Below are 12,999 nucleotides of genomic sequence, written 5' to 3' on the forward strand. Positions count from 1 at the left end.
TTTCCGGCGCATCTTCTTATCGTCTGCTGAATTTTACAGGTGCCGTGATCGTCTTGTTGACGTCCGGTGGCGGAGTGGGAACGGGAGAGGCACGCTGGACCAGCGACAGCACCTCATTGTCAAGTTCTGGCCAGCCTGATGATCGTGCAAGTGAAGCGGACAGCACTTTGCCGGTATCGTCGATGCGGAAGCGGACATAGACAACGCCTTCTTCCCGACGAGACTTCGCACCAGAAGGATATTTCTTGCGGCGCTCAAGATGCGCCATCAGGCGCGACTGCCACCGCGCTGGCGTCATTGATGAGGCGAACAGACCCGATGCCGATTGCCGTGCCGCATTGCGGTTCGTTTGCGCAGCCTGAGCCTGTGCTTTGACGGCCTGTTTGGAAGATGCCTGTTCCTGCTGCCGCTGCTTGACCGGCTGCTTCTTCTGCTCTTTCGTCTTAACGATCTCTTTTTTGGGCTCCGGAGGTTTTGGCTTGGCCACTGGCAGCGGGACCTCGACCTTGTCGAGTTGCGTCAGTTCTTCCTGCTGCTCCTCTTCAACAGGCTCCGGTTCATCCTGAACCACTTCCTGCTCAACTTCTGGCTCATCGACCGGTTCTTCAACTTTCTCAGCCGCAGCACTCGCGTCCGACATCACCTCATCGGGCGTTATTTCATTTTCTTCGGTCTCTATTGCTTCCGGTGTTTCAGCCAGTTCGATCATGATGGCGGCTGGCGGCGCGTTGTCGGCCGCTATCATTTCCGGCTCACGCAGAAGCCAAATCGCAGCTCCTACATGCAAGGATAGTACGAGAATGCTTGCCCCCGCCCAAAGTGCAAGCTCACTTACGCCTCCACGCAGACCGTTGCTATCGGTAGCGCCGTTCATGATGCGCCCGCCCAGACAGGTGCATCTGCGTGATCGCTTCTGCGACGCAGCTCAGACAGCATCTGCCCGTGATGGATCAAACTGCGCAGATCGCAATCAAGACAGGCCAATCTTCCATCGCTGTTCTCAATCGCAAGATCGGCAATGGTGAAATCATCGAACGCCGCCACGAAGGAACGCATCGCAGCCTGTAACAACATGCCGAATGCGGAGCCTGATCCCGATTGCTTTGTCGATTGCTCGTCGAAGCCCGGCTGCATCAGCCGCAAAACCGTTCCTACGTTGATCATCTTTGCTGGACGCACAAGGCGAATACCGCCACCGCGCCCGCGTGAACCAACCAGAAAACCATGATGGATAAGTTCGGATACAATCTGCGCAGCGTGATCTTTCGTCGTACCCGTTGCTTCTGCCGCTGTGCGTGTCGTCACAGCACTCTCTGCCGATGCCCGGGCACAAAGAACGAGAAACTCAATCGAAAGCTCAGCCTGTCGGGTAAATCGCATGACAACAATCTTTATTCTGAAACATGTTTAAGTTGTCGGCGTTGAGGCCCCACAAAGAGCAACAGGCCCGCACAAAATATTCCGTTGATCGCAAATTCCAGACACAGCGCACGAGGGACAAACATGAGCGTCGCCAGACAGACCACGGCAAAGACGGCAAGCAGATAGACCCGATACAATCGCGGCCATGCATTGAGCCTTCGCCAGGCACCGATAAGACGGCGTGTGATCCTGTTCGTTTCCAGCCAGCACAAAGCTTTGGACGAAAGCTGCACGAAGCAAAGCAAGGCACCAAAGACAAACAAGGCTGATGGCATCAACCGTACCTGACAACCGACCAGGGCTGCAGCAATCAGCAAAAGCCCCAGTGCGAGATAGCCCGCCCGCTGACGTTCATCCGGATAGATGCTCTGTCGCGAAGACGGGGTAGCCCTGCCGCTCTCTGAAGCTACGTCAGAGACGGTCATGAAAGATTGTCCGCACCAGTGCGTGAACGCGGCGAAAGGCAGCTTCCGCACCAGCAACAACCCGCTCCTCTTCCGCATCCGTCAGCTCGATCTCATCAAGGGCTGCGGTAAAAGTGCGCCAGTGGAGACCACGGCCCTCCGGCGCACCAGCCAGATGACGTGCGCCGAGTTCTTCCGACAGGCCGAGTTTCAGCGCTTCCTTGAGCAAAAAGGCCGCGCCAAGGTTGGAGCCTTCCGCGACATAGAGCCAGCCGAGAGCGGTTGGCAGATCGACATCGCTACCAGCTGGGAAAGCAGGCACTCCATCTGCGACTGGCAGATCGAACCCGAGATCAGTCAGGTCCTGCCCCACCAGCGCGAAGCGACGACGACCAGCCAAGTCGGGCAGCAATCTATCCAGCACCGCAGCATCGTAGAGCGCATCAATATCGCGATGGAACTGATACTGAACCTCAACAAACAAAGCATAGCGCTCACGGCTGGCAAACGGATCGCCTGCCATAATACTCTGATCAAGGCGTTCATGCGTTCCGGTCGTGCGCGCCTTCAAGCGCTTCGAACGAGGAAGAGCAACCGGTTGCTCAAGGACAGTGGCGTCAGTCATGTGGTGTATCCCTATTGGCAAGCGGGGTCTGATCAATATGAGCAAGACGCTAGTGGATTGAATTTGACGTTTGATTCCCGACTGACACAAGTGTTGTTTCAAACGTCAAACTCGAAAAATCCACTAGATTCAAATGCTTGCTGGTGGTCTGGTTCCGACATTTGTTGAATGCCTGTATCGAGGGATGCAAATGTCGGAACCAGACCACCAGCCTCTCTCATTACTAAGACGTTTGAGGGAGCTGCTTTTTGCAATGCAAAGGCAAAAAAATCTGCCTTTGCACAAAATGCCGCACCTCAAATGAGTTAGAAGTGGAAGTTGAGGCCGAGCTTAACCGTGTGCGTATCCAGCGAATTGGAAGCTTTACGGCCATTCACGACACTCGAACCGCCCGAATGATCGATGTTTCCGTAGATTGGGACTTCATAGGGAATGCAAGCATCGGGATCAAAGTCGCATATCCAGGACATATTCGGGTCTTTACTGTAATCGATGATTTCAACACCAACTTGCTCCCGCGTCGTATAGTCAGCTCCTGTTCCCCCGCGTGCATTTTCGAAATTGAAGCTGCGGTTGCCGAAACGGCTATAGGTATAGTCAGCATTCAACGACCAGCGATCATTGATTGCATATTCCACACCGCCGCCAACCGTTACACCCGCACGCATTCCAGATTGTTTATCAACGAAGAAGAGGCTCGAGTTCGGCTGACCCATGATATCTTCCGCATAGCGATACTGGTCGCGGGTCTGTTTTTCATGGGCGAAGGCGATACCTGCCGTACCATAGACGAGCCAGCGATTATCCAATGCATAGCCAAGGCGCCCACGAACAGATCCGGTCCAGTCGATATCGTAGTGCGTATTGGCCTGAATACCGGCAATATCCTTCTGTGCGGCGATCCAGTCTTCCTGCATGAACGCTGCCTGCGCACCCTTCATTCGGGTCTTGCTCACATCGGCTTCAATACCCACCACCACGCGGTTGCTGAACTGATAATTATAACCAGCCTGCACACCGAAGAGCGCAGAGTTACCAAAGCCACGGTCGGCAGATTCACTGTTTGAAATCGGATCAGTGGAGCCGTCCAACGCTGTCGTGGTGCCCCATGTGCGACCTGATGTCATGCCTGCATGAACACCGCCATAGAAACCGGTCCAGTCGATGCCGGGCGCCCCGCCCTGCGAGCGCGAGAATGGTGAAAGCTGCGGCAAACGCTGATCGCCACCAAAGTTACTCGTCAGCCCAGCATAGAACGTGCGGCCTGGTCCCGGCTGGTTCACCAGACCAAGCGGGTCGACATAATACTGATCCGTCAGGTTCTCGATGCGCGCGGTCGCCGTCAGGCTGTCAGTGATCTTGTATTCGGCGAAAACATCGACCAGCGTATAAGGCTTCCAGCGGGTCAGCGAGATAAATTCACCTGCACCAACGGCTGTAACATCACCATGACCGATAGCGCGTGGACCGATATAAGAAACACGCCCGCCAAGGGTCAGTCTGTCTTCCAGCATCTTCTGCGAAACTGTGAGATCCACGCTATATTTTGGCGGCACCTGATTGGTTGCGTAGTCACCATAAAGCGATTTGGCGCCGCAAGTATCAGCGGTACGGCAGAACTCTACATCAAGATAATAGTTTGCCGAAAAATCGGCTGTGAACCCACCCGCCTCATAACGACTTGAGAATTCAAGACCTGAGAAGCGTGCGCGGTCGATATTATAGACCTGCATGCCGGAGAACGAAAATTTGCCGCTATCGTCGTAAAAGTCGCGGAATGCGCGTGCAACGTAGTCTTTGACGTTCCAATTGAAGTAACTGAACTTGACCATGCCACGGTCGTCGTCATTGAGCAGACCGTCTTTGGTGAAATTGGCACCCACTTCCCAATTGCTGGAACGTTCCGGCTGCAAAGCAGCATTCGGAACGATGGTGAATGCCGAGACGGATTCAAACAGGCTCGGATAGCGCAGCGCATTGGAATAGTTCACATAAAGCTGGCTGCCATCGAACGGTTCAACCGTCACGCCAACCGATGGGCTAAAGCCACCTGAATCGCGATTTGGCTCGGGGTTGAGCTGCACCGCATCGTTGGCCTGAGTGCGCCGGTCATGCGACCAGTAATGCGAGTAACGCAGGCCTGCATTCAGCGTCAGCCAGTCGACCGGCTTATAGGCAGCCTTGGTGAAGACACCCAATTCATCGCGATAAGCATCACGCAGATTAAGCCAGCCTTCCAGTTCATTCGTATAGGCGCTGGGTCGCGTATCCTCCCTGAGATAGGAAATGCCGTAATTGAGATCGAGATCGCCGTAATCACCAAACGAAAACTTCGATGTATTGGCAACGTCACCGCCCCACATGATCGTATTGGACCCCGTGCGGAAATCCGGCGAAAGACCGAGCGACTCCGATGTCGGTATCATGTTGCCGCGCCGTGGATTGCGCAGTTCCAGTTTTGTTACCCAAAGATTGGCTTTCAGATCAATCAGCTCATTGTCATCCGGGTTCCAATAGTAACGCATGGTGCCCGTATCGAGCTTGGAACCGGATGTCAGCTCCTGTTGCACCGGCTGACTGCGATCCCCTGTGAAGCGGGATGCCAGCAGATCGCCAGCCTCGCCACGGAAGCCCGTATAACCCAATTTAAGTGTGTGACCGCCATCAAAGCGCAGCGTCGCTTTTGTCAGGAAGGATTTTGTCTCAAGCTGCGTATTGAGAATTTCTTCGCCTGCACGGTAATTCGTAAGTCCGCCGTTTTCGATATATTCGGGCCAGTTCTGGCACCAGGAGCCGGAGGTATTACAGGTTCTCGCAGGTCCGATATTCACGGGATCAGCCGATGGACCATGCTTGCCTGCATGATAATTGCCGCGCTTGCGATAGGCATAGCCTGCGAAGATGTCGTAATTCTCTTCCTTTATCGCGGCAACAACACTCGCAGAACCATTGGTCGGCGTCAGGAAAGACGGGCGATCCATTCCGTCTGGCGATCCAACAACTTCCGGGACGTCGCGTGGCGAATAAGGCCATGCATATCCGCCTTTTGCACCTGCATGAGGCGAGGAGGAATTCGATCCATACTCACCTTTCACGCGCATACCCCAATTATCGCCTTCCTTGACGATATCGTCAGCATCAAGAGTTCGAATAGCGACGTTGCCAGCAATACCGCGTGAGGACGCATCCGAACCTTTATTGATATCAATGCCTGCAATCAGATCAGGATCAATATAGGTACGGTTGGAAAGGCCCTGATACCCCTGATAGACCGTCACACTGTTTTCAGCACCATCAATGGTAGTCGCAACACGGCCCATGCCCTGCATGCCGCGAATATTGACATCTACAGAACCTGCACCATTGCGCGCTTCACCTGACATAACACCCGGTGTGCCACGGAATATATCGGCTGGGCTTGAGCCACGAAAACGCTCGATGGTTTCCGAGGAAATATAGGATGTCGGAGCCGGAGTATAATATGGAGCATCGGCACCCACCACACCGCTTCCACCTGTGACGGTGATCGTATCAAGCAATGTTGTGCCGTCAGCTGCCAAAGGAACTTGCGGGGCTTGCATGGCTGCCGATAGTTCGGAAAGTGCTACCGTATTGCTTCCGGTGAAACGATAGGAAAGTCCTGATCCGGAAAGAATGCGCGACAAAGCATCTTGCGGCGACATTGTTCCCGATACAGCCTGCGCCTGCTTGGCAGCGGCGATTTGCGGCTGATAAGTAACCTGCATTCCGGCCTGCCGACCAAAGCTTGCCAGTGCCGAAGCGAGTGAACCTGCAGGAATATTGAATGAAACCTGTCTTTGGGCCTGTGCCTGAGCATTTATTGTCACCGAAAGTGACAAGGCATAAATGCATGTCGACCCCAAAAGCGTAGCGGTCAGAACCCGCATTCCCAGCCGCTGCACAACATTATTCCCGACACGAAGCCCCATCGCTCAACCACTCCATCAATTGGTGAAAAGGCGGTTGTATGGCAGCAGCTAACGTCCGACCCTGATGCTTAAAACGAATGGAGCGCGGCGATTTTCTCCCCCGGACCAAAAAAATCAGGAAAAAATACAATTCTCAAATTGATGATATGACAGTCAGCCAAGGCGATATCTGGCGGACCTTACCGCCATAGGGTTCGACAACAGCTTCAAGTGCGGAAACAGGATTTTTGAGATCAAAAACGCCACTGATCCTCTGCGCCCCAAAGCCCGGTTGAGCGAGAAGCACACGCCCCTGCTGCCAGCGCGCAATACGTGCCACAACAGAGGCTATCGTATCGCGTTCGGCAACGATAATGCCCTGACGCCAGGCCGCGATTTGCGATGTATCGCGATTGCCGCGTTCAAAATCATGGTTTCCTTCATTGAAAGTGAGCCAGTCACCCTCGCCAAGCGGTGTCAGCGTATCGTGCGCACCGGTTGGCCGGACCGCAACAAGCCCATGATCCACGGACACTGTAAGATAGCCCGCATCACTGCTGACATCAAAGGCAGTTCCCAAAGCGGTCGCAACGAGATTTCCGGTTTCGACACTGAAAGGGCGATCTGGATCGGGCTTCACGTCGAAAAACGCCATACCTGTAAGCAGCTCGACATGACGAGCGTTTGTATCGAACTTCAAGCGAATGGCGCTATCAGGGCCAAGGGTTACCTTGCTGCCATCTGAGAGTGAGACATCCTGCAATTGAGCGGAAGCGGTCATGTAATCGGCTTGCGCCTGCAAAATAAGCTGTGGTCCGAAGAGCGCTCCACTGGCGACAACGGCAAGCCCTGCCGCCCCGCCAGTCAAAATCGAGCGCCGCGTCATCTTCGGACGAACCGCACGGCGCTGATCCTGCATGACCTTGCCAGCCATGCCGTAAATCTCCATTGCCTCACGCCACGCTGTTTCATGCTCGGGACTGCGTGCACGCCAGCGACTGACAAGATCATGCGCGACCGGATTGTCGGGGTCATCCTGAATGCGGATGACAAGATCCAGAGCTTCCTCGAACAGCTTTTCGCTTTTCGATAGTTTGTCATCCATTCAGCGTCTATCCTCGTAATTCAGCCGTTTCACACAGCCGAACAGCTTCTCATAAAACAGGTCTTATTGATTATAACGAATGAAGGACGAGAATTTTCTCCCTCATAAGCCGGAAGAAACCTCCAGCAAACGTGCTCTTAAATGCACATAGCCGCGTTTGATAAGCGTCCATGTCCGCGACACGGAAAGCCCCAATTCACGCGCCACCTCGGCAATCGTCTTTTCTTCGAGACGATGAAGCTCGAAAGCCCGACGTGTCTGTTCAGGCAGCTCAAGCAGCGCTTTTTCGATAATCATAAGACGCTGCCTGTCATAGACGATTGTTTCTGGCGTCGGTGTTGCATCGGCAACGCGACCCCATTCCTCATCGGGCATATCAACATATTCGACAATACGTTCACGGCGATAAAGGTCGATGGACAGATTTCGCGCGATCTGGTGAAGATAGGCACGAGGATTGTTATCTTTGTCCGATGACCCGGATGACGTTGCAGACATAACCCGAACGAAAGTGTCCTGCGTCAGATCCGCGGCCGTTTCTGCATTATGTCCTCTACGCCGGAAAAAGCGGTTCAATTCCCGCGCATGGTTCTGGAAAAGGCGTTGCAGATTCCACATTAGAGCGCATCCCGAAAAGTGTGAAACGGTTTTCGGAAAAGATGCGCGTTAAAACAAATAGTTAGAGCGCCGATCTGTTTCAATCAGATCGAAACGCGCTCTAATCGAAACTCATTCGAAACGCGCAAATTTCTCGGCATCGGTCCGGCATGGGCCGATTACAAAACCCACTGGCAGGCCTGTTGCGGCAGTGTTCACCCTTACTGTTATATATGATTAAAATAGTCAACTTAATATTGCTATATTCCTGCCTGCAAGCGTTCAGGCAGCCGGGGGGAGCCCCCAGGCAGGCACTGGACGACCAAAGTGCCAACCTTGCCCCACCGCCTCTGGATGCAGTGCAAGAACGTAAGCCGCCTGCTCCTGCGTTTCCACGCCTTCAACGATCAGCTTAAGCTCCATTCGCCGCGCTATGTTGCAAATGTTCTCAACAATCTCGGCGCTGACTGCTTCGGTTCCGATGGCCTGCGTGAACATGCGGTCGATTTTAATGCCACTGATCGGCAGCTTTGCCAGATAGGCAAGATTGGAATAACCGGTCCCGAAATCATCAATGAAGAACTCGTAGCCCCGTGCCCGAAATGATTTCATGCTCTCAATGAGGCGCTCATGATGGGCGGTCGAGCGCTCGGTGATTTCCAGCACGATTTGTCGTGACGAAAGACCGTGTTTTTTGACCTCTTCATCCAGGAACTCAAGCGTGTTCGGATCAATCACATCATCCACCGACAAATTCAGACTGAGATAAAAGTCCCCGCTTTTCTGCAGTCGCATCTGCATGTCGTCCAGCGCTTTGCGCACAACGATACGAGTAATGTCTTTGATGACGCCGTGTTCCTCTGCAATCATAATGAACACATCAGGCGCGATCGGGTCTCCATGATCATCCGACAAACGTGCCAGCACCTCGGCACCATTCACGTGCCCGTCACGCAATCGCACCAATGGCTGATAGACGACGCTTACCCGCCCTTCCGCGATAGACCGCTTAACCTGTTGAGGAAGCGAGGAATGACCGCGCCGCCACTGGACGGCTGCCACGCCTAACCCGCTGCCCGCGAGGCCACCAAAAGCAACAAGTGCCAGTAAAACACCTGGCGCCTGTTGCAATATGCTGACGCCTGTGAGCGCTGCTATCACACATATATCAAGATCATTGGAGCAGCTTGACGCAAGTCGATGTGAGCGCAAATCATACCAGGCGAGTTTTTCTGGCCGCTGCGTCGTTAACTGGCTCGCATCACCAAATGTCCTATAGATATATTGGCCATCCTGACTGATGACATGCGCACTCAGATTGGATTGCGGGCGTTCGTATAAGGCAAAGGCGACCGGCGATGTGAAGACCACAGCTGTGCCATGCATGACCATATCGACCGCAGTCAGGTGGCTACCTATGCCTACGACCTGCCCCCATAAACGATGACCACCGTCCACTTCCCTGTCTGCAGTGGGTAGTTCAGCAGGTGGAGACAATCGTCCCCAAAGCGCAGTGCAGACGATATGATTGTTCAACACTCGTCCGATATCGCGCAAGTAGTGTGCTTTGAATGTGAGAAGGCGCAACTCTTTCAGATTGTCATCGGAGCACAAGGTTTGGCTCGTATCATTCACAACACTCAGAGTATCACGGCCAGATTTCGCAACATTCACTGAGTGGGACAAAAGATTGTCCCGATAGTCGTTAAGCCGGATATATGAAAGCCGGACAAGTTCCATCTGTCCTAAGAGAATGGTTATTGCGACGCCGATACACGCGACGAATGCAACAAACCACCGATCCCCGTTGGTACGCAGCTTTATCATTAGGATGAATGTCCCCAAGCAGCAAATCAACGCTCCCCGTTGTTTTAGCAAAGCTACACAAGTCCTGGTGCGAAGCCAATGCATAAGGCACCTAATTTATCAAGAAAATCAAACCAATCGGCAAACCTGTCCTACGAATAATATCGGCCTATTCTCGGGATTTCAGTTTAAATCCACGCCTGAGGTTGACGTTGCATATCCGGACCGTAGATTAACTGACCATGACAAATATTGTGATTGATCAAGATTATCTGCTCGAAAAACTAGGCGCCCTGCTGGCAATTCCAAGTCCAACGGGCTTTACAGATGAAGCAGTGCACTATGTTGCACGCGAACTGGAGAGGCTCGGTCTCGAGGTGATGCTGACACGGCGCGGTGCTATCCGTGCCCGCCGCAGCGGCGATTCCCGCAAACCAGCACGCGGCATCGTTTCCCATCTCGATACGCTTGGCGCACAGGTCAAATATCTCAAATCGAACGGGCGGCTGGAGCTTGTTTCAATCGGCAACTGGTCAGCACGTTTTGCCGAAGGGGCGCGCGTTTCGATCTTCTCATCCAAAGGCACTTATCGCGGTTCGATCCTGCCGCTGAAAGCCTCTGGCCATACTTTTAACGACGAAGTGGACACACTTCCTGTTGGCTGGACCTATATCGAGTTGCGCGTCGATGCCCTGGCCCGCAACAAGGAAGATCTAATCGAACTGGGCATCGATGTTGGCGATATCGTTGCCATCGATCCAATGCCGGAATTCATCGATAACGGTTTCATCGTTTCCAGACATCTGGATGACAAGGCAGGGGTTGCCATCATGCTGGCTTCTCTTGAAGCCATGCAACGCCTCAAGGTCAAAACACCGGTCGATACATACTGGCTTTTCACTATCGGCGAGGAGGTCGGCGTCGGCGCTTCTGCTGTTGTGGTGCCAGACATAGCCTCACTCGTGGCTATCGACAATGGCACCACCGCCCCCGGCCAGAATTCGTCTGAATTTGGCGTAACCCTCGCCATGGCCGACCAGACCGGCCCCTTCGATTATCACCTGACCAAGAAGCTTTACGAGCTTTGCGGTGAGCATGAAATACCCGTTCAAAAAGACGTTTTCCGCTATTACCGCTCTGATGCAGCCTCAGCCGTGGAAGCTGGTCACGATGTTCGCACGGCACTTCTCACATTTGGTGTCGATGCCTCGCACGGCTATGAGCGTATTCATTTGAGTGCTCTCACATCCATTGCAAAGCTCACTGTTCACTATGCAATGAGCGACGTTGAGATCAAGCGCGATGCCGAAGAAACCGCCAAGGGCCTCAAGGGCTTTACCCATCAGAAGTCGACAACCGCCGAACAGGATCTGAAGCCGGAAGACACACCGACAGAATAGCCGAAAACGGCACCGGGAATTTGAAGGCGGGTTCATCCCGCCTTTTATTTCATTCAAATTAATTATGATAATTTATTGATATACGTGAATTTCTCCCTATAAATTAAAGTCTGACAGATTTGGCCTAAACGAAAGGAACCGCTGATGAAGAGGTTATTTCGCGCCGTTTTGACAGCGGCCACTCTGGTTCTGGGTTCAGCGACATTTCACGCTGGCGCGCAGACACCGCCCGATGTTCTGATTGTCGGGCAGATTGCCGAACCGCAATCGCTTGACCCGCACACGGTCACGGCAACCAATGATTTCCGCATCCTTGTGAACATCTATGACGGTCTGGTCCGCTATAAGGATGGCACGCTGGAAATCGAACCGGCACTCGCTGAAAGCTGGACCATTTCGGATGACGGCAAGACCTATACATTCAAGCTGAGACAGGGCGTGAAGTTCCATGACGGTTCGGATTTCAACGCGGAAGCGGTCAAATTCAATTTCGAGCGGATGCTGAACAAGGATCATCCGTTCTATAATACCGGCCCGTTCCCCCTCTCCTTCAACTTTGAATCCATTGAAAGCGTCAATGCGCTCGATGCAAACACAGTCGAGTTCAAACTGAAAGAACCGTTCGCGCCTTTCCTGTCTAACCTTGCCTATCCGACCGGCCTCATCGTTTCGCCAGCCGCCGTCGAACAATATGGCACTGAATTTGGTCGCCACCCGTCGGGCACCGGCCCATTCAAATTTGCCGAATGGCAGTCTGGCCAGCGCGTGGTGGTCGAGCGTAATCCCGACTATTGGGACAAGGCTCCGACCTTGAACGCGATTGTTTTCCGTCCCATCACCGACGCCAACACCCGCGTTGCTGAAATGATGGCAGGTGGCATCGACATCATGGTCGAGGTGCCACCGGATAATCTCGCAACCTTCAAGCAGGATGCAAATTTCGCTGTCGCAGAACAGGCGGGACCGCATGTGTGGTTCAGCATTCTCAACACCAAAAGCGGACCTTTCGCCGACAAGAAAGTCCGCCAGGCTGCAAACTATGCCGTCAACAAACAGGGTCTGGTCGATAATGTCCTGCAAGGTTCGGCTACTGTCGCGGCCGGTCCCGTGCCACCTGCATTCAACTGGGTTGATGATAAAACCGAGCCTTATCCTTACGATCCGGAAAAAGCCAAGGCGCTGTTAAAGGAAGCAGGCGCCACCAATCCTGAACTCACTTTCTATGTGACAGAAGGTGGCTCGGGGATGCTTGACCCGATCAATATGGGCGCAGCTATTCAGGCTGATCTTCAGGCCGTCGGCTTCAAGGTGAAGATTGAAACCTACGAGTGGAACACCTTTCTTGGTCGCGTGAATTCCGGGCTCGATGGCAAGGCAGACATGGCTGAAATGGCGTGGATGACCAATGATCCAGACACGGTTCCATTTCTCACGCTTCGCACCGAAGCCCTGCCGGACAAGGGTGGCTTTAACTCAGGCTATTATTCCAATCCGAAAGTCGATGAATTGCTGACCAAGGCGCGCACATCGACCGATCAGGCAGAGCGCGGCAAGCTCTACGGCGAGATTCAATCTATCGTTCACGACGATGCGCCATGGCTCTTCGTGGCCAACTGGAAGCAGAATGCTGTCACAACAGCAGCGGTTCAGGGCTTCAAACTGCAGCCGTCATTCCTGCTGCATCTCAAAGATGTGACCAAGCAATAAAACA

The 12,999-nt window shown here is 53.4% G+C and carries 10 protein-coding genes; 2 read left to right on the forward strand and 8 right to left on the reverse strand.

The window, feature by feature from the left end:
• Window positions 1-16: 16 nt before the first annotated feature.
• The 8 genes from C9380_RS17660 to C9380_RS17695 all read right to left on the reverse strand — a co-directional run bounded on the left by C9380_RS17660 (window position 17) and on the right by C9380_RS17695 (window position 9,909).
• On the reverse strand, window positions 17-874 hold the full coding sequence (locus C9380_RS17660; protein ID WP_128094158.1) for a TonB family protein: 858 nt from the start codon (window positions 872-874) through the stop codon (window positions 17-19).
• Window positions 871-1,380, reverse strand: coding sequence for an Rrf2 family transcriptional regulator (locus C9380_RS17665; RefSeq protein ID WP_128094159.1), 510 nt, complete (start codon window positions 1,378-1,380; stop codon window positions 871-873). The genes C9380_RS17660 and C9380_RS17665 overlap by 4 nt, the downstream gene beginning before the upstream one ends.
• Before the next feature lie 11 nt (window positions 1,381-1,391).
• Entirely contained in the window at window positions 1,392-1,847 is a 456-nt protein-coding gene (locus C9380_RS17670; protein ID WP_111787479.1) for a DUF454 family protein, read from the reverse strand.
• Complete coding sequence (locus C9380_RS17675) at window positions 1,834-2,451, reverse strand: biliverdin-producing heme oxygenase (protein ID WP_100557431.1); 618 nt, start codon at window positions 2,449-2,451, stop codon at window positions 1,834-1,836. The genes C9380_RS17670 and C9380_RS17675 overlap by 14 nt, the downstream gene beginning before the upstream one ends.
• A gap of 305 nt (window positions 2,452-2,756) precedes the next feature.
• The gene (locus C9380_RS17680; protein WP_128094160.1) at window positions 2,757-6,401 is read right to left on the reverse strand and encodes a TonB-dependent receptor domain-containing protein; all 3,645 of its coding nucleotides are present in this window, start codon (window positions 6,399-6,401) and stop codon (window positions 2,757-2,759) included.
• Window positions 6,402-6,534: 133 nt separating this feature from the next.
• The gene (locus C9380_RS17685; RefSeq protein WP_111787476.1) at window positions 6,535-7,485 is read right to left on the reverse strand and encodes a FecR family protein; all 951 of its coding nucleotides are present in this window, start codon (window positions 7,483-7,485) and stop codon (window positions 6,535-6,537) included.
• 102 nt (window positions 7,486-7,587) lie between these two features.
• Window positions 7,588-8,103 (reverse strand): RNA polymerase sigma factor, encoded by a 516-nt coding sequence (locus C9380_RS17690; protein ID WP_024896016.1) that lies wholly within the window; start codon window positions 8,101-8,103, stop codon window positions 7,588-7,590.
• Between the two features lie 261 nt (window positions 8,104-8,364).
• The gene (locus C9380_RS17695) at window positions 8,365-9,909 is read right to left on the reverse strand and encodes an EAL domain-containing protein (protein WP_024896017.1); all 1,545 of its coding nucleotides are present in this window, start codon (window positions 9,907-9,909) and stop codon (window positions 8,365-8,367) included.
• A gap of 221 nt (window positions 9,910-10,130) precedes the next feature.
• Between C9380_RS17695 and C9380_RS17700 the strand changes: the two genes are divergently transcribed.
• Complete coding sequence (locus tag C9380_RS17700; protein ID WP_100557436.1) at window positions 10,131-11,288, forward strand: osmoprotectant NAGGN system M42 family peptidase; 1,158 nt, start codon at window positions 10,131-10,133, stop codon at window positions 11,286-11,288.
• Between the two features lie 144 nt (window positions 11,289-11,432).
• Window positions 11,433-12,995, forward strand: coding sequence for an ABC transporter substrate-binding protein (locus tag C9380_RS17705; RefSeq protein WP_105706507.1), 1,563 nt, complete (start codon window positions 11,433-11,435; stop codon window positions 12,993-12,995).
• The last annotated feature ends 4 nt before the right edge of the window (window positions 12,996-12,999 follow it).

Origin of the sequence: Brucella pituitosa, assembly GCF_003049685.1 — a bacterium.
In the GTDB taxonomy this organism is placed as follows: domain Bacteria; phylum Pseudomonadota; class Alphaproteobacteria; order Rhizobiales; family Rhizobiaceae; genus Brucella; species Brucella pituitosa.

What these genes read in the sequence shown, in the direction of transcription:
- C9380_RS17660 (WP_128094158.1), bottom strand. Translation starts at nt 874, where the DNA reads ATGAACGGCGCTACCGATAGCAACGGTCTGCGTGGAGGCGTAAGTGAG.
- C9380_RS17665 (WP_128094159.1), bottom strand. Translation starts at nt 1,380, where the DNA reads ATGCGATTTACCCGACAGGCTGAGCTTTCGATTGAGTTTCTCGTTCTT.
- C9380_RS17670 (WP_111787479.1), bottom strand. Translation starts at nt 1,847, where the DNA reads ATGACCGTCTCTGACGTAGCTTCAGAGAGCGGCAGGGCTACCCCGTCT.
- C9380_RS17675 (WP_100557431.1), bottom strand. Translation starts at nt 2,451, where the DNA reads ATGACTGACGCCACTGTCCTTGAGCAACCGGTTGCTCTTCCTCGTTCG.
- C9380_RS17680 (WP_128094160.1), bottom strand. Translation starts at nt 6,401, where the DNA reads ATGGGGCTTCGTGTCGGGAATAATGTTGTGCAGCGGCTGGGAATGCGG.
- C9380_RS17685 (WP_111787476.1), bottom strand. Translation starts at nt 7,485, where the DNA reads ATGGATGACAAACTATCGAAAAGCGAAAAGCTGTTCGAGGAAGCTCTG.
- C9380_RS17690 (WP_024896016.1), bottom strand. Translation starts at nt 8,103, where the DNA reads ATGTGGAATCTGCAACGCCTTTTCCAGAACCATGCGCGGGAATTGAAC.
- C9380_RS17695 (WP_024896017.1), bottom strand. Translation starts at nt 9,909, where the DNA reads ATGATAAAGCTGCGTACCAACGGGGATCGGTGGTTTGTTGCATTCGTC.
- C9380_RS17700 (WP_100557436.1), top strand. Translation starts at nt 10,131, where the DNA reads ATGACAAATATTGTGATTGATCAAGATTATCTGCTCGAAAAACTAGGC.
- C9380_RS17705 (WP_105706507.1), top strand. Translation starts at nt 11,433, where the DNA reads ATGAAGAGGTTATTTCGCGCCGTTTTGACAGCGGCCACTCTGGTTCTG.